Source organism: Streptomyces sp. NBC_01428, from assembly GCF_036231965.1.
Taxonomy (GTDB): Bacteria; Actinomycetota; Actinomycetes; order Streptomycetales; family Streptomycetaceae; genus Streptomyces.
Genome location: NZ_CP109499.1, coordinates 4,636,506 through 4,655,341, shown reverse-complemented (window position 1 = coordinate 4,655,341; position 18,836 = coordinate 4,636,506). Strand labels below are relative to the sequence as shown.

Genomic DNA, 18,836 nt, shown 5'->3' with positions numbered 1-18,836 from the left:
CGTCAAGATAGAACAGGTTCTACGAGAAGGGAACGGCCGGGGAACGGACACGGGTGGCCGGGGGACGGTTGCCGTCAGCCGTCAGCCGTCGATCGCCTGCGGTGGGCCGTCACGGTGGCGGTCGCGCGCCGAGAGGTTACGGCCACCGGCGAGGCCGACCCGAGGGCCGGCCTGCACGGGCTCAGCGGTCGAAGTCCAACTCCACCTGTTGCGTGGACGGGTGGGACTGGCAGGCCAGGACATAGCCCGCCTCCGTCTCCTCCGGTTCCAGCGCGAAGTTGCGGTCCATCCGGACCTCGCCCGAGACCAGGAAGGCGCGGCAGGTGCCGCACACGCCGCCCTTGCAGGCGTAGGGCGCGTCCGGCCGGTTGCGCAGCACGGTGTCCAGCAGGGACTCGCCGGCCTGGACGGGCCACGTTCCGCCGCGTCCGTCGAGCCGCGCCGTCACCGTGCTGTGCGCGGGCGCCGGTATGACCGAGACGGTCGCGGTGCCCGCGTCCACGTGGAAGATCTCCTGGTGGATCCGTCCCCTGGACACTCCCAGGCCGCGCAGCGCCTGCTCGGCGCCCTCCACGAGGCCCATGGGCCCGCACAGGTACCAGCCCGCGACCTGGTCCACGGGGAGCATCGCGGGCAGCAGGTGGGTCAGCCGCTCCTGGTCGAGCCGTCCGGACGGGAGTCCGGCCTGCTGCTCCTCCCGGGAGAGGACCGTCACGAGCTGGAACCGCTGCGGATAGCGGTCCTTGAGGTCCGCGACCTCTTCCAGGAACATCGTCGACGCCGAGGTGCGGTCGCTGCGGATCAGGCAGAACCTGGCGTCCGGGCGGTGGGCGAGGAGGGTGGAGGCGATCGACAGCACCGGGGTGATCCCGCTGCCGCCCACCACTGCCGCGTACAGACCGGCCGAGGGTTCCAGCGTGAAGCGTCCGGCCGGGGTCATGACCTCGACCTCGTCGCCGACGGCGATCTCCTTGAGCGCGTGGGTGGAGAACACCCCGCCGTCGACCAGGCGCACGCCGACCCGCAGGGTGCGCGGTGCCTCCCCGCCGGGGGCGGGTGCCGGCGAGCAGATCGAGTAGGTGCGCCGGATCTCCGTACCGTCGATCGTCCGGCGCAGGGCGAGGTGCTGGCCGGCCGCGTGCCGGAATTCCTCGCGCAGGCCGTCGGGCACCGCGAAGGTCAGGGCCACGGCGTCGTCGGTGATCCGGTCGACCGCGGCCACCGGGAGCGGGTGGAAGCGGGCCATCACAACTCCTTGAAGTGGTCGAACGGTTCGCGGCAGGACAGGCAGCGGCGCAGTGCCTTGCACGCGGTGGACGAGAAGCGGCTGAGCAGCTCGGTGTCGGCCGATCCGCAGGTCGGGCAGAGGATCGGCTCCAGCTCCGGCGCTCCGGCAGCGGAGTCGGCGGCGGTGCGGGTGGCGCCCAGGGACAGCGTCACGGGTCCCGCGGGACGGCCACCGCGGGGCGGCGCGATCCCGAACTCCCGCAGCTTGCGGCGCCCTTCGTCGGAGATGTCGTCGGTGGACCAGGCGGGGCTGAGCACGGTGCGCACGGACACGTCCCGTATCCCGCGCTCGTGCAGCACCCGCTCGATGTCGGTGGACATGGCCTCGACGGCCGGGCAGCCCGTGTACGTCGGGGTCAGCTCGACCTCGACGGAGTCCGCGCCCTTCACGTGCACCGCGCGGACCACGCCCAGCTCGTCCAGCGTGAGGACGGGCAGCTCGGGGTCGAGCACGGAGCCGGCCAGCCGGCGCAGCTCCTCCTCCAGGGCGGTGGCCGTCACCATGACGCCCCCGGGTGGCTGCGGTGCAGGTGCTGCATCTCGGCGAGCATCCGCCCGAAGGACTCGGTGTGCACTCCCTGGCGCCCGGCGCCCGCGGTCCAGGCACCGGACCGCGGGCCGTCGGGGACGGACAGGGTGGCGCGGCCGAGGACGTCCGTCACGGACTCCAGCCAGGCGGCCCGCATGGCTTCCCCGTCGACGTCGACGCCCTCTACGGGCTGGAACATCTCGTCGGTGAACCGCCACAGCGCCCGGCAGGCCCGGTCCATCCGCTCGTGGCTGACGTCCGTGCCGTCGCCGAGGCGCAGGGTCCACTGCTCGGCGTGGTCCTGGTGGTAGGCCACCTCCTTGACCGCCTTCGCGGCGAGGGGCGCGAACTCTCCGTCCCCGGCGGCCAGCTGGGCGTACAGGAGCCGCTGGTAGGTGGAGAAGTAGAGCTGGCGGGCGATCGTGTGGGCGAAGTCGCCGTTCGGCTGCTCGACCAGCTGGAGGTTGCGGAAGGCGCGCTCCTCGCGGAGATAGGCCAGCTCGTCCTCGTCGCCGGCGAGGGACAGCAGCACCCGGGCCTGGCCGAGCAGGTCCAGCGCGATGTTCGCCAGGGCGACTTCCTCTTCGAGGACGGGTGCGTGTCCCGCCCACTCCCCCAGGCGGTGCGAGAGCACCAGGGCGTCGTCGCCGAGGGCCAGGGCGGCAGTGGTGTTCACGGTGGTCGTCACAGGTGCTTCACCCCTTCCGGGATCTCGTAGAACGTCGGGTGGCGGTAGGGCTTGTCCGCGGACGGCTCGAAGAAGGGGTCCTTCTCGTCGGGCGACGAGGCCGTGACGGCCGCCGACGGGACGACCCAGATCGAGACGCCCTCTCCGCGGCGCGTGTACAGGTCGCGCGCGTTGCGCAGCGCCAGCTCGGCGTCCGGCGCGTGCAGGCTGCCGGCGTGCGTGTGCGAGAGTCCGCGGCGCGAGCGCACGAAGACCTCCCACAGGGGCCAGTCGGTGTTCGTCATGCTCGGGTCGCTCCTGTCTCGCCGGCCGTGCTCGCGGCGCCGCCGGTTCCGCTCGTGTGCTTCTTCGCGTAGACCCCGGCCGCCTCCCGGACCCAGGCGCCCTCCTCGTGGGCCGTCCGGCGCTGGGAGATCCGCTGTTCGTTGCAGGGGCCGTTGCCCTTGAGGACCTCGCGGAACTCCGTCCAGTCGATGGCGCCGAAGTCGTGCTGTCCGCGCTCCTCGTTCCAGACGAGGTCCGGGTCGGGCAGGGTCAGGCCGAGGGACGCTGCCTGCGGCACGCAGATGTCGACGAACCGCTGGCGCAGCTCGTCGTTCGAGTGGCGCTTGATCTTCCAGGCCATCGACTGCGCGGAGTGCGAGGACTCGTCGTCGGGCGGGCCGAACATCATCAGGGAGGGCCACCACCAGCGGTCCACGGCGTCCTGCGCCATCGCGTGCTGCTCGGCCGTCCCCCGGCTCAGGGCCAGGAGCAGCTCGTACCCCTGGCGCTGGTGGAAGGACTCCTCCTTGCACACGCGGACCATGGCGCGCGCGTACGGGCCGTACGAGCAGCGGCACAGGGGGACCTGGTTCGTGATCGCGGCGCCGTCCACCAGCCAGCCGATGGCGCCGACGTCGGCCCAGGTCAGCGTCGGGTAGTTGAAGATCGACGAGTACTTCTGACGGCCGGAATGGAGCTTGTCCAGCAGCTCCTCGCGGCTCGTGCCGAGGGTCTCCGCCGCGCTGTACAGATACAGGCCGTGGCCCGCCTCGTCCTGGACCTTCGCCATCAGGATCGCCTTGCGGCGCAGCGAGGGCGCGCGCGTGATCCAGTTGGCCTCCGGCTGCATGCCGATGATCTCGGAGTGGGCGTGCTGCGCGATCTGGCGGACCAGGGTCGACCGATAGGCGTCGGGCATCCAGTCGCGGGGCTCGATGCGGTCGTCCGCCGCCACCGCGGCGTCGAAGACCGCCTCGTACGCCGCTGTGCGGGCCGCCTCCTCGGCGGCTTCGTCCGCCTGTGTGCGGGCCGTGTGGTGCGCTGCTGCTGTCGCCATGCGGTCCCCCTCGACCTCTCGTTCCCGACCGACCGATCGTTCGGTTCGCTCGCAACAATGGTCGGTCGCGCGCCGTAAGGTGTCAACCGCTGTGGATGACCTCGTGGGCGTCCGCGTGACCGTTGTGACGCACGGGGCTGTGCCGGGCGGCCGGTGCTGAGTACGGTTCGCTTGCGAAACGCCGTGGTGAGGCGCGATGTGGCGGTGCGGCGCCCGCGGCCCGGCGGCCGGCAGTCGGATTCGGGATCGTGAATCGGGGCGGAATGGACGCGAACGACGAGGGCCCCATGACCGGGCCCGGCCCGGACGTGCCCGATCACGCGATGCCCGATCGAGTGCCGCCCGATCAGGCGGGCACGGGTGGGGCGGGCCCCGAGCACGCAGGCTCCGAGCACGCAGGCTCCGGCGGCGCGAGCCCCGATCGCCAGGACGTCCCCGGCCATGCGGGCCTCGATCGCGCAGACGACCCCGCCGGATCCGACCCCGCGGGCTCCGACCAGGCGGGCCTCGATCGCACAGACGGCCCCTCCGGCTCCGAGCCCGCCGGCAACGAGGCCGACCATGCAGGCGCCGACCCCGCCGACCTCGACCCGTCCGCGTCCGACGACCAGCCGTCCGACGGCGGGGCGACCGGCCCCGCGATCCCCGGTCGCCGTCGTCCCTCTCCGGGCGGCTGGGCGCCCGGTGGTGCCGTGCCCGACCAGGGAGCGCCCGGCCGCGACGGCCGCATGTCCTTCCCCGATCTGTCGACGGCGGACGACGCCGGGCCGGATGGGCCCTCTCCCCGGGATCGTCCACGGACCCACGACGCCCTCCCGGACCCGGACCCCTACCCGGACCCCGACCCGGACGACGGGCCGAGGCCCGCGGGCCTGGCCGCCCTCTCCCTCCGCTATCAGATCGCCGCCGCCTTCGCCCTCGCCGTGGTCGCCGTCGCCTCCTGTGTGCACCTCGGCATGGTGTTCCTGCACGTCGCGCCGTCGAACACGGTGACCAAGCAGCACGGCCGGGTGATCGACGAGTGGATCTACCCCGAGTTCGAGCAGAACTGGAAGCTCTTCGCGCCCAACCCGCTCCAGCAGAACATCGGGGTCCAGGTCCGCGCCCTGGTCCGGTCCCCGGACGGCATCAGCCGCGAGACCGGCTGGTACGACCTGTCGGCGCTCGACGGCCGCGCCATCGACGGGAACCCGCTGCCGAGCCACACCCAGCAGAACGAACTGCGCCGTGCGTGGGACTTCTACGTCGGCACGCACGACGCCGAGAACCGTCCCGCCGGTCTGCGCGGCGACCTCTCCGAGCGGTACCTGCGCCGCATCGCCGTGCTGCGCCTCGACCGCGAGCACGCGGGCGGCGCCGGGGCGGCCGTCGAACGCGTCCAGTTCCGCTCCCGCACGACGGACGTGCAGCCGCCCCGGTGGAGCGACGAGAAGGTGTCCGACCGGCCTGTCGTACGCGAACTGCCCTGGTGGCCGGTTCCCGCAGCCGACCGCGCGGGTGGCCTGACGGAGGCGAGCGCCCGATGAACCGATTCGCTCCGACGCTCTCGCGCGGCATCGCCCGCGTCACCGAGTCGGCCCTCGGGCCCTATCAGACCGCGATGATCCGCATCGGCTTCGCCGCCACCTGGCTGCTGTTCCTGGTACGCGAGTTCCCCCACCGGCAGGAGATGTACGGGCCCGACGGACCCTGGAGCTGGGATCTCGCGCAGCGGCTCGTCGCGAGCAATCACGCCTTCACGGCCCTGCTCTGGTCCGACAGTCAGGTGTGGTTCGAGATCGTCTACGCCCTTGCCGTCCTGTCCAGCGTCCTGCTGCTGGCGGGCTGGCGGACCCGGACGATGTCCGTCCTCTTCATGATCGGCGTGCTGTCCCTGCAGAACCGCAGCGTCTTCATGGGGGACGGCGGCGACAACGTCCTGCACCTGATGGCGATCTATCTGGTGTTCACCCGCTGTGGCCGGGTGTGGTCCCTGGACGCCCGCCGCGAGCGCCTCGCGCACCAGGCACGCGCGCGGGGAGAGTGGTCGGCGCCCGACCGGGTGGGGCCCGTGCTGTGGACGGTGCTCGGTGTCCTGCTGGCGACGGCGACGGGCGCCGGGCGGATCGAAGGCGGCCTGCTCGGCGGCTGGCTCACGGTGTTCTGGGGGCTGTGGGCGGCCCAGGGACTGTGGTGGGCGGTCCGCCGGTTCGCGCGGAGCGCGGAGCCGCGCGTCCTGCTGGACGTCGTCGCCAACCTCGCGCACAACGCCGCTTTGTCGATCATCATGGCCGAGGCGTGCCTGATCTACGCGACCGCCGGCTGGTACAAGGTCCAGGGCTCGCGCTGGCAGGACGGCACCGCCGTCTACTACCCGCTGCACCTCGACTACTTCTCGCCCTGGTCGGCCCTGTCCGGCGTGCTGTCCGCGCACGGCACCCTCGTCATGCTGGTCACCTACGGCACGGTGATCATGCAGGTCGCCTTCCCCTTCACCCTGTTCAACCGGCGGGTCAAGAACGTCCTGCTGGTGGCGATGATGACCGAGCACGCGGTGATCGCCGTGGTCCTCGGCCTGCCGTTCTTCTCGCTCGCGATGATCGCCGCGGACGCGGTGTTCCTGCCGACGTCCTTCCTGCGCCGCCTCGGTGGATGGACGGCACGCACGCGTGGACGCCTGTCCGCTGTCGGAGGCCGTACGGTGCCGGGTCCCCGGGCGCCCGAACCGGGCGTTCCGGAGGGGGCCGAACCGACGCACGTAGGCTTCACCGCATGAACGACCCCGTACGTGTCTGGCACCGGATCGCCGACGAGTCCGTCCTGCTCGACGGCTTCCACGCCCTCAAGCACGCGGTGCGCTTCGGGGCCGACATCCCGGTCGCTGTCACCACCGACCGGCGGGCGACACTGGAGCTGGCCGCGGAACTCGCCCCCGACGTCCGCGCGGCCCTGGACGGCCTGCTGGCCGAGGTCCCGGAGGCGGCGTTCGCCCACCTCGTGACGCGTCCCCACCCCACCTCGGTGGCCGCTCTTGCCGTACGTCCCTCACGGGCCGCCCATCTCGAGACGCTGGCCCGCACCCCCCGCACCGCACCCGTCGTCGTCCTCGACGACCCGCGCAACCTGGGCAACGCCGGCGCGGTGATCCGGCTGGCGGCGGGATTCGGTGCGACCGGTGTGGTCACCACGGGCACGCTGGACCCCTGGCACCCCACCGTCGTGCGCGGCGGGGCCGGACTGCACTTCGCGACCGCCGTGGAACGCCTGACGATGGACGAACTGCCGCCGGGCCCGGTCTTCGCGCTCGACCCGGAGGGCGAGGACATCCGCGGATCGAAGATCCCCGACGACGCGGTGCTCGCCTTCGGCTCGGAGCGCAGCGGGCTGTCGGCCGGACTGCGCGCCCGGGCCGACCACTTGGTGGCGCTGCCGATGCGCCCCCAGGTCTCCAGCTACAACCTCGCGACCAGTGTGGCCATGACGCTGTTCCACTGGAGCGCGACCGGGGGCGCACCCGCTTAGGGCCGCCGGGCCTCCGGCCGGCTCACGCCTCCCGGCGCACCTCGACGACCCGGAAGCGGTTCGAGACGAACGCGCCGTCGCACAGGGCCGCGTTGGCCGCGCCGTTCCCGCCCGATCCGTGGAAGTCCGAGAACGCGGCCGTCTGGTTCACGTACACCCCGCCCGTCAGGTTCAGCGAGAGCTGGGCGCACTCCTCCAGGCAGGCCTCCCGCACCTCGCGCTCGACCTCCTCGTCCGTGGTGTACGCGCCGACGGTCATCGCGCCCTTGTCCCTGATCGTGCGCCGCAGCAGCTCCACGGCGTCCGCCGCCGAGTCGACCGCGACGGCGAAGGAGACCGGGCCGAAGCACTCGCTCATGAAGGCCGCCTCGTCGGCGCTCTCGCCCTCCCAGTACTTGCGCGCGCCGTCGAGCTTCACGATCACGGGGGTGCGTACGACGGCGTCCGGGAACTCCGGGTTCTCGATCTCCCTGGAGGGCAGGGCGACTTCGCCCAGTCCGGCGGCCGCCTCCAGGCGGGCCTTCACGTCCGGGTTCACGATGGCGCCCAGCAGCGCGTTCGCCCGGGCGTCGTCGCCGAGCAGGCCGCCGACCGACTTCGCGAGGTCGGTGACCACCTCGTCGTACGACTTGGGGCCCTCGTCCGTGCGGAAGCCGTCGCGCGGGATCAGCAGGTTCTGCGGGGTGGTGCACATCTGGCCGCTGTAGAGCGACAGGGAGAACGCGAGATTGGACAGCATCCCCTTGTAGTCGCCGGTCGACTCCACGACCACCGTGTTCACGCCGGCCTTTTCCGTGTAGACCTGCGCCTGGCGGGCGTTGGTCTCCAGCCAGTCGCCGAACGCGGTGGAGCCGGTGTAGTCGATGATCCGGATCTCGGGGCGGGTGGCCAGCGTCTTCGCGATGCCCTCGCCGGGTCGCTCGGCGGCCAGCGCCACCAGGTTCGGGTCGAAGCCCGCCTCGGCGAGCACCTCGCGCGCGACCTGGACGGTGAGCGCGAGCGGCAGCACCGCGCGCGGGTGGGGCTTCACCAGGACCGCGTTGCCCGTGGCCAGGGAGGCGAACAGGCCCGGATAGCCGTTCCACGTCGGGAAGGTGTTGCAGCCGATCACCAGCGCGATGCCGCGCGGGACGGGCGTGAAGTCCTTGGTCAGCGCGAGGGGGTCGCGCTTGCCCTGGGGCTTGGTCCACTCCGCGGTGTCGGGGGTGCGGACCTGCTCCACGTACGCGTACGCCACCGCCTCCAGGCCGCGGTCCTGCGCGTGCGGTCCGCCCGCCTGGAACGCCATCATGAAGGCCTGGCCGCTGGTGTGCATGACCGCGTGCGCGAACTCGTGGGTGCGGTCGCTGATCCGCTTGATGATCTCCAGGCAGACCGCGGCACGGATCTCCGCGCCCGCGTCCCGCCAGGCGCGCTGCCCGGCGCGCATGGCGGGCAGCAGCGTGTCGATGTCCGCGTGCGGGTAGGTCACGCCCAGCTCGATGCCGTACGGCGAGATCTCGCCGCCGACCCAGTCGTCCGTGCCGGGCTGTCCGAGGTCGAGGCGGGTGCCCAGCAGGGCGTCGAAGGCGGCCTTGCCCTCGGCCATGCCCAGGCTGCCGTGCTCGCCGTACGCCTTGGGGTGCTCGGGGTGCGGGGACCAGTACGCGCGCGTGCGGATCGCTTCCAGCGCCTGGTCCAGGGTGGGCCGGTGCTGGGCGATCAGCTGGTGCGCGGTGAGTTCGGCGGCCATCAAGGACCAACTCCTCGTCTCAGGAGCTCTTCGTCGAGCTCGCGAGCTGGGCAGGAAGGGACAGTCAGGGTTAGAGTAACCGAACGATCGGTCGGGACAAGGGGGTCCGCCGCATCTGTGGAAAACGCCGTGCGGGAGGATCGCGCACATGACAGCACTCGACCTCAGCAGCCCCGTGGCAGTCGTCGGAACCGGCACCATGGGCCAGGGCATCGCCCAGGTCGCGCTGGTGGCGGGCCACCCCGTACGGCTCTACGACGCGGCTCCCGGGCGTGCCGAGGCGGCGGCGGAGGCGATCGGCGCCCGGCTCGACCGGCTCGTCGCCAAGGACCGGCTCTCCGGCGCCGACCGGGACGCCGCCCGCGCCCGGCTCCACCCGGCCGCCGTACTCACCGACCTCGCGGACTGCCTGCTCGTCGTCGAGGCGGTGCTCGAACAACTCGACGCCAAGCAGCAGCTGTTCAGCGACCTCGAGGACATCGTCGGGGAGGACTGCCTGCTCGCGACCAACACCTCGTCGCTGTCCGTCACGGCCATCGGCGGCGCGCTGCGCAACCCGGGCCGTCTGGTCGGACTGCACTTCTTCAACCCGGCGCCGCTGCTGCCCCTCGTCGAGGTCGTCTCCGGGTACGCGACCGACGTCACGTCGGCCACGCGCGCGTACGAGCTGGCCCGCGCCTGGGGCAAGACCCCGGTCGCCTGCGCGGACACGCCCGGCTTCATCGTCAACCGCATCGCGCGGCCCTTCTACGCCGAGGCCTTCGCGGTCCACGAGGCGCAGGCCGCCGACCCCGCCACCATCGACGCGGTGCTGCGCGAGTCCGGCGGCTTCCGGATGGGCGCCTTCGAACTCACCGACCTGATCGGCCAGGACGTCAACGAATCCGTCACGCACTCCGTGTGGCAGTCGTTCTTCCAGGACGTGCGCTTCACGCCCTCGCTCGCGCAGCGGCGGCTCGTCGAGTCGGGCCGGCTCGGCCGCAAGACCGGCCACGGCTGGTACGACCACGGCGACGAGGCCGAGGCGGCCGAGCCCCACAACGCGGAGAAGGCACAGGCGCCCGCGTACGTCGTCGCCGAGGGGGACCTGGGGCCCGCCGCCGACCTCCTCGACCTCATCCGCGAGGCGGGCATCCCGGTCCGTGGTGAGGAGGAGGATCACGGCACCCGGCTGGTGCTGCCCAGTGGCGGGCAGCTCGTCCTCGCCGACGGTCAGACCTCGGTCGAGTTCCGCGACGTCGTCTACTTCGACCTGGCGCTCGACTACCGCAGGGCGACCCGCATCGCCCTGTCCGCGTCCCAGGACACCGCCCCCCGGACGCTGTCCGAGGCCGTCGGGCTCTTCCAGGCGCTCGGCAAGGACGTCAGTGTCATCGGGGACTGCCCCGGCATGATCGTGGCCCGCACGGTGGCCCGCATCGTCGACCTCGCGCACGACGCCGTCGCCAAGGGCGTCGCCACCGAGGAGGACATCGACACCGCGATGCGCCTCGGCGTCAACTACCCCCTGGGCCCGTTCGAATGGAGCCGCAGGCTCGGTACGAACTGGTCGTACGACCTCCTGGACGAGCTGCACGTACGCGATCCTTCCGGGCGCTACGCGCCGTCCCTGGCGCTCTACCGTCACGCGTACGCCACCGAGAAGCGCGAGGGCACCCCATGACCACGGCCAAGCGCGACACGTACACCCCGGAGACGCTCCTGTCCGTCGCCGTCCAGGTCTTCAACGACCGCGGCTACGACGGCACCTCCATGGAGCACCTGTCCAAGGCGGCCGGCATCTCCAAGTCCTCGATCTACCACCACGTCGCGGGCAAGGAGGAGCTGCTGCGGCGCGCCGTGAGCCGGGCGCTCGACGGCCTCTTCGGGATCCTCGACGAGGAGGACGCGCGCGTGGGGCGTGCCGTGGAGCGCCTGGAGTACGTCGTCCGGCGCATGGTCGAGGTCCTCACCTCGGAGCTGCCCTACGTGACGCTGCTGCTGCGGGTGCGCGGCAACACGGGCACCGAGCGGTGGGCGCTGGAGCGGCGCCGCGAGTTCGACCACCAGGTCGCCGAGCTCCTGAAGGCCGCCGCGGCCGACGGGGACGTCCGGGGCGACGTGGAGGTCAGGCTCGCGACCCGGCTGGTCTTCGGAATGATCAACTCGCTCGTGGAGTGGTACCGGCCGGACGCGCGGGGCATGGGCGCGCGTGAGGTCGCCGACGCCGTGGTGCTGCTGGTCTTCGGAGGGCTCCGGAAGGAGGCCTGAGAGCCCGCCGTGCGCCCGGTCCGGACGGCGACGACCCGAACGGGTGAGTCCGGGGATCCGCCGTGAGATCCGGGGGCCCGTCGGGTCAGTTCTCCGGCTCCAGGTACTCCTCCTCGAAGACGAGCAGCGTCCTGCTGCTGAGCACCTCCGGAATGGCCTGGAGGCGGGTGAGGACCAGCTCGCGCAGGGCCCGGTTGTCCGGGGTGTGCACCAGGAGCAGGACATCGAAGTCCCCGCCCACCAGGGCGATGTGGGACGCCCCGGGGAGCACCCTCAGCTGCTCGCGCACCGTGCGCCAGGAGTTCTGCACGATCTTGAGGGTGATATACGCCGAGGTGCCCTGACCAGCACGTTCGTGGTCGACGCGGGCCCCGAACCCGCGGATCACACCGTCCTCGATGAGCCGGTTGATCCGCGCGTAGGCGTTGGCCCGGGACACGTGGACCCGCTCGGCCACGGACCGTATCGAGGCGCGGCCGTCCGCCTGGAGCATGCGGAGGATGTCCCGGTCGATCGCGTCGAGGGGCCGGGCGGGCGGATCGACGGGGCCGGGCTCCGGCGGCTCGGCCATTTGTTCAGGTGCCATGTCCCCCCGCCTCCCTACCATGGACGTACTGCGTCCATCTCAGGCTGTGCAGAACCGTTTGTCCACAGCCTGGCGCCGCCTGTAGCCAAAATGTGCCGACGACCGAACAATCGGTAGGTGAGGCGCATCACACCCGTGACGCGTCTGAAGCCGCTCCCACGAGGAGGTGCCGTCATGACGGTCATGGAGCAGCGAGGGGCCTACCGGCCCACGCCGCCGCCCGCCTGGCAGCCCCGCACCGACCCCGCGCCGCTGCTGCCCGACGCGCTGCCCCATCGCGTGCTCGGCACCGAGGCGGCCGCGCAGGCCGACCCGGAGCTGCTGCGCCGTCTGTACAAGGAGCTGGTCCGCGGCCGCCGCTACAACACGCAGGCCACCGCTCTGACCAAGCAGGGCCGTCTCGCCGTGTACCCCTCCAGCACCGGGCAGGAGGCCTGCGAGGTCGCCGCAGCGCTCGTCCTCGAGGACCGCGACTGGCTCTTCCCGAGCTACCGCGACACCCTCGCCGCTGTCGCCCGCGGCCTCGACCCCGTCCAGGCCCTCACCCTGCTGCGCGGCGACTGGCACACCGGCTACGACCCGCGAGAGCACCGCGTCGCGCCCCTCAGCACCCCGCTCGCGACCCAGCTGCCGCATGCCGTGGGCCTCGCGCACGCCGCCCGCCTCAAGGGCGACGACGTGGTCGCGCTCGCCCTGGTGGGCGACGGCGGCACCAGCGAGGGCGACTTCCACGAGGCGCTGAACTTCGCCGCGGTGTGGCAGGCCCCGGTCGTCTTCCTCGTCCAGAACAACGGCTTCGCCATCTCGGTTCCGCTCGCCAAGCAGACCGCCGCCCCGTCGCTGGCCCACAAGGCCGTCGGCTACGGGATGCCGGGCCGCCTGGTCGACGGCAACGACGCGCTGGCCGTGCACCAGGTCCTCGGCGAGGCCATCGCCCACGCGCGCGCCGGCGGCGGTCCCACTCTCGTCGAGGCCGTGACCTACCGCATCGACGCCCACACCAACGCCGACGACGCCACCCGCTACCGCGGCGACTCCGAGGTAGAGACCTGGCGCGGGCACGACCCCGTCACCCTCCTCGAACGCGAGCTGACCGAGCGCGGTCTGCTCGACGAGGCCGCCCTCAAGGCGGTGCGCGACGACGCCGAGGTGATGGCCGCGGACCTGCGCGAGCGCATGAACCAGGACCCGGTGATCGACCCCATGGACCTCTTCGCCCACGTGTACGCCCGGCCCACCCCGCAACTGCTGGAGCAGGAAGCGCAGTTGCGCGCGGAGCTGGAGGCGGAGGCGGACGGTTCGCACGAAGCGGGCCCGCACGGCCCGGAAGGAGCCGGGCGATGACCACGGTTGCCCTCAAGCCGGCCACCATGGCGCAGGCGCTCGGACGAGCGCTGCGCGACTCCATGGCGGCCGACCCGACCGTCCACGTCATGGGCGAGGACGTCGGCACCCTCGGCGGTGTCTTCCGGGTCACCGACGGGCTCGCCGCGGAGTTCGGCGAGGACCGCTGCACGGACACCCCGCTCGCCGAGGCGGGCATCCTCGGCGCGGCCGTCGGCATGGCCATGTACGGCCTGCGCCCGGTCGTGGAGATGCAGTTCGACGCGTTCGCCTACCCGGCGTTCGAGCAGCTCGTCTCGCACGTGGCGAAGATGCGCAACCGCACCCGCGGTGCCATGCCGCTGCCCATCACGATCCGCGTGCCCTACGGCGGCGGCATCGGCGGCGTCGAGCACCACAGCGACTCCTCCGAGGCGTACTACATGGCGACCCCGGGTCTCCATGTCGTCACCCCGGCGACGGTCTCCGACGCCTACGGGCTGCTGCGCGAGGCCATCGCCTCCGACGACCCGGTCGTGTTCCTGGAGCCCAAGCGGCTGTACTGGTCGAAGGACTCCTGGAACCCCGAGGAGCCACCGGCCGTTGAACCGATAGGCCGCGCGGTGGTGCGGCGCTCGGGCCGGAGCGCCACCCTCATCACGTACGGGCCGTCCGTGCCCGTGTGCCTCGAAGCCGCCGAGGCGGCGCGGGCCGAGGGCTGGGACCTCGAAGTCGTCGACCTGCGCTCCCTGGTGCCGTTCGACGACGAGACGGTGGCGGCGTCGGTCCGGCGGACCGGACGCGCGGTCGTCGTGCACGAGTCGGGCGGCTTCGGCGGTCCGGGCGGGGAGATCGCGGCCCGCGTCACGGAGCGCTGCTTCCACCACCTGGAGGCGCCGGTGCTGCGCGTCGCGGGATTCGACATCCCGTATCCGCCGCCCATGCTGGAGCGGCACCACCTGCCCGGTGTCGACCGGATCCTGGACGCCGTGGGGCGTCTGCAGTGGGAGGCGGTGAACTGATGGCCCAGGTGCTGGAGTTCAAGCTCCCCGACCTCGGGGAGGGACTCACCGAGGCGGAGATCGTCCGCTGGCTGGTGGAGATCGGCGACGTCGTCGCGGTCGACCAGCCCGTCGTCGAGGTCGAGACGGCCAAGGCGATGGTCGAGGTGCCCTGCCCCTACGGCGGCGTGGTCACCGCCCGCTTCGGCGAGGAGGGCACGGAACTGCCGGTCGGCGCACCGCTGCTGACCGTAGCCGTGGGCACGCCGGCCTCCGGCGAGGACGAGAAGGCCCAGGACGACGAGGGCTCAGGGAACGTGCTGGTGGGCTACGGCACGGGAGCGCCCCCGGCGCGGCGTCGCAGGGTCCGGCCTTCGGGCGGTCCCTCGGCCGGCGAGCAGCGGACGCCGGGCGGTCCGGCCGGCGGCGGCCGTCGTCCGACGGGCGCACCGTCTCCGGCGGGCGCACCGACGCGCGACGCCGCGACGGACCGGAGCGGTGCTGGAACTCCCGCCGCTTCGGCCGCCCCGGCGGCTCCTGGTGCGGTGGCCGGTTCGCGTGAACCGGGACGGCAGGAACAGACAGGCGCGACCGGGACCGCCGCGGAGGCGGACGCACCGGCCTCTCGGAACGGAACCGCTCGGGGGGACGGGCCCGTGCCGGTCATCTCGCCCCTCGTGCGCCGGCTCGCCCGGGAGAACGGCGTGGACCTGCGGGAGCTGGAGGGCTCCGGCCCCGACGGCCTGATTCTGCGGGCCGACGTGGAGTACGCGCTGCGCGCTGCGGCGGGCGGCCGGATGGCGTCCTCGTCCGTCATGGAGCCGCTCGGCGTCCCGGCGACAGCGGCGGACACGGACGGGTACACCGACGCGGCCTCGCGGGGCGCGGGGCGGAACAGCGCATCCTCGTACGCGGACATCACCGAGGTCGTGCCCGGCGCGTCCGGTGTCTCCCGGGGCACCGCTCCGAGCGGAGTCCGTGTTCCCCTGCGGGGCGTGCGCGGAGCCGTCGCCGACAAGCTCTCCCGGAGCCGGCGGGAGATCCCCGACGCGACCTGCTGGGTGGACGCCGACGCGACGGAGCTGATGCGGGCCCGCACGGCGATGAACGCCGCGGGTGGCGCGAAGATCTCGCTGCTCGCCCTGCTGGCCCGGATCTGCACCGCCGCGCTGGCCCGGTTCCCCGAGCTCAACTCGACGGTCGACCTGGAGGCCCGTGAGATCGTCCGGCTCGACCGGGTGCACCTGGGGTTCGCGGCCCAGACCGAACGGGGGCTCGTGGTCCCGGTCGTGCGGGAGGCGGACGGTCGGGACGCCGAGGGACTCAGCGCCGAGTTCGCCCGGCTGACCGAGGCGGCCCGCACCGGCACGCTGACCCCGGCCGACCTCACCGGAGGCACCTTCACCCTGAACAACTACGGGGTGTTCGGCGTCGACGGCTCCACACCGATCATCAACCACCCCGAGGCGGCCATGCTCGGCGTCGGCCGCATCATCCCCAAGCCCTGGGTGCACCAGGGCGAGTTGGCGGTGCGTCAGGTCGTACAGCTCTCGCTCACCTTCGACCACCGGGTGTGCGACGGCGGTACGGCGGGCGGCTTCCTGCGGTATGTGGCGGACTGTGTGGAACAGCCGGCGGTGCTGCTGCGCACGCTCTAGCACCGGTGGGCAGGTCCTCCCCGTCCACATGCTGTGTACGGGGGTGGCAATGATCCTTCGGGCGCCCATACTCGGGGGATGACCGCGATCGAGCGACCGGATGCGCCGGGGCGACCGGGCGGGCCCGGTCTGCCCGATGTGTCCGACGCCGTCGCGTACGACGCCGTCGTGCTCGCGGGCGGGTCCGCTCGGCGGCTCGGCGGCGCGGACAAACCCGGGGTGCGTGTGGGCGGCCGGGCCCTGCTCGACCGGGTGCTCGCCGCGTGCGCCGACGCGGCGGTCACCGTGGTCGTGGCGGAACCCCGGGCCACCGCCCGACCCGTGCGGTGGGCCCGCGAGGACCCGCCGGGCGGCGGACCCGTCGCCGCGCTCGACGCCGGCCTGCGGCACACCACGGCGCCGTACGTCGTCGTGCTCTCGGCCGACCTGCCGTTCCTGGACGAGAAGACGGTACGGCGCCTGCTGGACGCTCTCGCCGGTGCGGGCGCCGCCACGGTCCCCCACGCCGCTCCGGGAGCCCCCGAGGGCGGCTCAGCGGCTCTCGCGGCGCCTCCGAGTGTCTCCCGAGAGGTGCGGGGCAGCCCAGGAACCCTTGAGGAAGCCCCTCCCGCCCTCGACCCCGCCTCTGCCGACCGCCGGAGCACGGACGCCGCCGCCCCGGCCGGCTCTCCGAGCGAGGGCGCCGCCCAAGACGCCCCGGTCGCCCCGCCTTCCCCCGGCACACCGCCCGAGCAGGCGGCCTCGACGGCCCAAGGCGCCTCCGCCGACGCGGTCACCCCGCCCGATCGGGGATCCCGAACCGCCGAAGGCCCCTCCCCGTCCGCCGGGGAAAGGCACGTCACCGACGCCGACGCCCGTCCGGACGGCGTCGTCCTCACCGACCCCGACGGACGCGACCAACCCCTCGTGGCCGCCTACCGGACCCACGCGCTGCGCCGTGAACTGGCCGTGCTGGGAGCCGCCCACGGCGGACTCGGCGGCCTGCCGCTGCGCCGGCTGGTCGCCGCGCTCGGCCTTCTTCGCCTCTCCGACCCCGTCGCGTCCTTCGACTGCGACACCTGGGACGACATCGCCGCCGCGCGGGCACGCATTAGGGAGCATGGGCACGTGTTGGATGAATGGATTACCGCAGTCAAGGACGAGCTGGGCATCGATCTGGACGTCGACACCGGCGTGCTGCTCGACCTGGCCCGTGACGCCGCCCACGCAGTGGCGAGGCCGGCCGCACCGCTGACCACGTTTCTCGTGGGGTACGCGGCCGCCCGGGCCGGTGGCGGACCCGAAGCGGTCGCCGAGGCGTCCCGGAAGGCCACGGCGCTCGCGCTCCGCTGGGCCGCCGAGGACGCACCGGACACCGCCAAGGGCAGCTCGCCCACGGCCGCCACCGAGCCGGACGCCGGATGACCGCCGCCCGCTCCACCCGGGACGGCCAGGACGCCGACGAGTTCGACGTCGAGGAGGCGCTCGCCCTGGTCAAGAACCCCGGACCGCGCCCGTCCGCCGAACAGCTCCGCGCCGGGGACGTCCCCGCGGGGGCACCCCGCGGAGGCGATCGCGCCCCGGCCCCGGGTAGCGGAGCGCAGCAAGGCACCCCCGACAAGCAGGCCCAGCACAAGGCCACCCCCTGGCCCGAGGCGCGCGTCGTCGCCGAGCGGGCCGCCCGGTCCGCACCGCGCCGGGCCCCGGTCTCCGTCCCCCTCGACGCGGCCCTCGGCCTCGTCCTCGCCGCGCCGCTGACAGCGCTCACCGACCTTCCCTCCTTCGACACCTCGGCGATGGACGGCTGGGCCGTCGCGGGCCCCGGCCCCTGGGAGGTGCGGGGCGACGGGGTGCTCGCCGGAAACGCGGCACCCGAGCGGCTCACCGACGGCGAGGCCGTCCGCATCGCGACCGGCGCCCGCGTTCCGCGCGACGCGACCGCCGTCCTGCGCAGCGAGCACGGACGGCTCGACGACAAGGGACGCCTGCACGCCCGTCACGCACAGGGCCACGGCCCCGCCCGGCAGGCCGGAACCCTGGACGTGGCGCACGGCCAGGACATCCGCCCCCGCGGCCAGGAGTGCCGCAGCGGAGACCAACTGCTGCCGCTCGGCACCCTGGTGACCCCTGCCGCGCTCGGCCTCGCCGCCGCGGCCGGCTACGACACCCTCACCGTGATCCCCCGCCCCCGCGTCGACGTACTCGTCCTCGGGGACGAGTTGCTCACCGAGGGACTGCCTCGCGAAGGCCTCATCCGGGACGCGCTCGGCCCGATGCTGCCGCCGTGGCTGCGGGCGCTCGGCGCCGAGGTCGTCGCCGTGCGCCGTCTCGGCGACGACGCCGCGGCCCTGCACAAGGCGATCACCGGCTCCCGGGCCGACCTGATCGTCACCACCGGGGGCACCGCCTCCGGCCCCGTCGACCATGTCCACCCGATACTGCGCAGGCTCGGCGCCGAACTGCTGGTCGACGGCGTCAAGGTGCGGCCGGGGCATCCGATGCTGCTGGCCCGCATCGAGGAGGGCCGGCACCTCGTCGGCCTGCCCGGCAACCCGCTCGCGGCCGTCTCCGGCCTCCTGACGCTCGCCGAGCCGCTGCTGCGCACGCTGGCCGGACGCGCGGCCCCGGAGCCGTACACGATGCCCTGCAGGGAGGCCGTGCAGGGGCATCCGTACGACACCCGGCTCGTCCCCGTCTCGTTGCGCGGCGAGCGTGCCGTGCCGCTGCACTACAACGGCCCGGCGATGCTGCGGGGCATCGCCGCGTCCGACGCCCTCGCCGTCGTACCGCCGGACGGCGCGCGGGCGGGTCAGGAGCTGGAACTCGTCGACCTGCCGTGGGCGTCCGCGGGGATCGACGCGTGCTTCGTCTGAGATGGGGCCGGGCAGGGACCGAAGCGGCAGCGGGACGACGGTGGTACCGGGGTGACGGCGGTGCAGGGGCGGCGTGACGTCCGGGGTGGGAGCGGCATGAATCCGAAC

At 73.2% G+C, this 18,836-nt stretch carries 17 protein-coding genes and 1 pseudogene; 11 read left to right on the top strand and 7 right to left on the bottom strand.

Going from position 1 to position 18,836, the window contains the following annotated elements; genetic code table 11:
- Positions 1-181: 181 nt before the first annotated feature.
- Genes OG406_RS20175 through paaA form a run of 5 tightly spaced genes read right to left on the bottom strand, consistent with a single transcriptional unit; the run spans position 182 to position 3,825 of the window.
- The gene (locus tag OG406_RS20175; RefSeq protein WP_329187031.1) at positions 182-1,246 is read right to left on the bottom strand and encodes a 2Fe-2S iron-sulfur cluster-binding protein; all 1,065 of its coding nucleotides are present in this window, start codon (positions 1,244-1,246) and stop codon (positions 182-184) included.
- Positions 1,246-1,791, bottom strand: coding sequence for a 1,2-phenylacetyl-CoA epoxidase subunit PaaD (gene paaD / locus OG406_RS20170; protein WP_329187030.1), 546 nt, complete (start codon positions 1,789-1,791; stop codon positions 1,246-1,248). Before paaD ends, OG406_RS20175 begins: the two co-directional genes overlap by 1 nt.
- Complete coding sequence (gene paaC / locus OG406_RS20165) at positions 1,785-2,504, bottom strand: 1,2-phenylacetyl-CoA epoxidase subunit PaaC (protein WP_327409380.1); 720 nt, start codon at positions 2,502-2,504, stop codon at positions 1,785-1,787. The genes paaD and paaC overlap by 7 nt, the downstream gene beginning before the upstream one ends.
- Positions 2,501-2,788 (bottom strand): 1,2-phenylacetyl-CoA epoxidase subunit PaaB, encoded by a 288-nt coding sequence (gene paaB / locus OG406_RS20160; protein ID WP_164372737.1) that lies wholly within the window; start codon positions 2,786-2,788, stop codon positions 2,501-2,503. The genes paaC and paaB overlap by 4 nt, the downstream gene beginning before the upstream one ends.
- Entirely contained in the window at positions 2,785-3,825 is a 1,041-nt protein-coding gene (gene paaA / locus OG406_RS20155) for a 1,2-phenylacetyl-CoA epoxidase subunit PaaA (protein ID WP_326842765.1), read from the bottom strand. The genes paaB and paaA overlap by 4 nt, the downstream gene beginning before the upstream one ends.
- Before the next feature lie 323 nt (positions 3,826-4,148).
- Between paaA and OG406_RS20150 the strand changes: the two genes are divergently transcribed.
- The 3 genes from OG406_RS20150 to OG406_RS20140 are packed head-to-tail and all read left to right on the top strand — an operon-like array spanning position 4,149 to position 7,326.
- Positions 4,149-5,351, top strand: a complete 1,203-nt coding sequence (locus tag OG406_RS20150) for a DUF5819 family protein (RefSeq protein WP_443067091.1) — start codon at positions 4,149-4,151, stop codon at positions 5,349-5,351.
- The gene (locus OG406_RS20145) at positions 5,348-6,580 is read left to right on the top strand and encodes an HTTM domain-containing protein (RefSeq protein ID WP_329187029.1); all 1,233 of its coding nucleotides are present in this window, start codon (positions 5,348-5,350) and stop codon (positions 6,578-6,580) included. Before OG406_RS20150 ends, OG406_RS20145 begins: the two co-directional genes overlap by 4 nt.
- Positions 6,577-7,326, top strand: coding sequence for a TrmH family RNA methyltransferase (locus OG406_RS20140; RefSeq protein ID WP_329187027.1), 750 nt, complete (start codon positions 6,577-6,579; stop codon positions 7,324-7,326). Before OG406_RS20145 ends, OG406_RS20140 begins: the two co-directional genes overlap by 4 nt.
- A gap of 22 nt (positions 7,327-7,348) precedes the next feature.
- Here OG406_RS20140 and paaN read toward each other — a convergent pair whose 3' ends face one another.
- Entirely contained in the window at positions 7,349-9,058 is a 1,710-nt protein-coding gene (gene paaN, locus OG406_RS20135) for a phenylacetic acid degradation protein PaaN (RefSeq protein ID WP_329187026.1), read from the bottom strand.
- A 148-nt stretch (positions 9,059-9,206) separates the two neighbouring features.
- Between paaN and OG406_RS20130 the strand changes: the two genes are divergently transcribed.
- Positions 9,207-10,721: a 3-hydroxyacyl-CoA dehydrogenase gene (locus tag OG406_RS20130; RefSeq protein ID WP_329187024.1), complete on the top strand. Its 1,515-nt coding sequence runs from the start codon at positions 9,207-9,209 to the stop codon at positions 10,719-10,721.
- A complete protein-coding gene (locus tag OG406_RS20125) occupies positions 10,718-11,308 on the top strand; it encodes a TetR/AcrR family transcriptional regulator (protein WP_081218381.1) in 591 nt (196 codons plus the stop codon). Before OG406_RS20130 ends, OG406_RS20125 begins: the two co-directional genes overlap by 4 nt.
- Before the next feature lie 85 nt (positions 11,309-11,393).
- Here the strand turns inward: OG406_RS20125 and OG406_RS20120 are convergent, their stop codons facing one another.
- On the bottom strand, positions 11,394-11,894 hold the full coding sequence (locus OG406_RS20120) for an Lrp/AsnC family transcriptional regulator (RefSeq protein WP_266615147.1): 501 nt from the start codon (positions 11,892-11,894) through the stop codon (positions 11,394-11,396).
- A 174-nt stretch (positions 11,895-12,068) separates the two neighbouring features.
- Here OG406_RS20120 and pdhA point away from each other — a divergent pair, with 174 nt between their 5' ends.
- The 6 genes and pseudogenes from pdhA (at position 12,069) to OG406_RS20095 (ending at position 18,728) form a co-directional block, all read left to right on the top strand.
- Positions 12,069-13,238, top strand: coding sequence for a pyruvate dehydrogenase (acetyl-transferring) E1 component subunit alpha (gene pdhA / locus OG406_RS20115; RefSeq protein ID WP_329187020.1), 1,170 nt, complete (start codon positions 12,069-12,071; stop codon positions 13,236-13,238).
- Positions 13,235-14,239, top strand: coding sequence for an alpha-ketoacid dehydrogenase subunit beta (locus OG406_RS20110; RefSeq protein WP_164372744.1), 1,005 nt, complete (start codon positions 13,235-13,237; stop codon positions 14,237-14,239). Before pdhA ends, OG406_RS20110 begins: the two co-directional genes overlap by 4 nt.
- Entirely contained in the window at positions 14,239-15,876 is a 1,638-nt protein-coding gene (locus OG406_RS20105; protein WP_329187016.1) for a dihydrolipoamide acetyltransferase family protein, read from the top strand. The genes OG406_RS20110 and OG406_RS20105 overlap by 1 nt, the downstream gene beginning before the upstream one ends.
- A gap of 78 nt (positions 15,877-15,954) precedes the next feature.
- Positions 15,955-16,365 (top strand): annotated as a pseudogene (locus tag OG406_RS39430) (NTP transferase domain-containing protein); the annotation flags it as partial.
- Entirely contained in the window at positions 16,339-17,280 is a 942-nt protein-coding gene (locus OG406_RS20100) for a DUF6457 domain-containing protein (protein WP_434481586.1), read from the top strand. The pseudogene OG406_RS39430 and the gene OG406_RS20100, both read left to right, overlap by 27 nt.
- Positions 17,277-18,728 carry a molybdopterin molybdotransferase MoeA gene (locus OG406_RS20095; protein ID WP_329187015.1) on the top strand — a complete coding sequence of 484 codons (1,452 nt, stop codon included), beginning with the start codon at positions 17,277-17,279 and terminating at the stop codon, positions 18,726-18,728. Before OG406_RS20100 ends, OG406_RS20095 begins: the two co-directional genes overlap by 4 nt.
- Positions 18,729-18,836 lie beyond the last annotated feature (108 nt).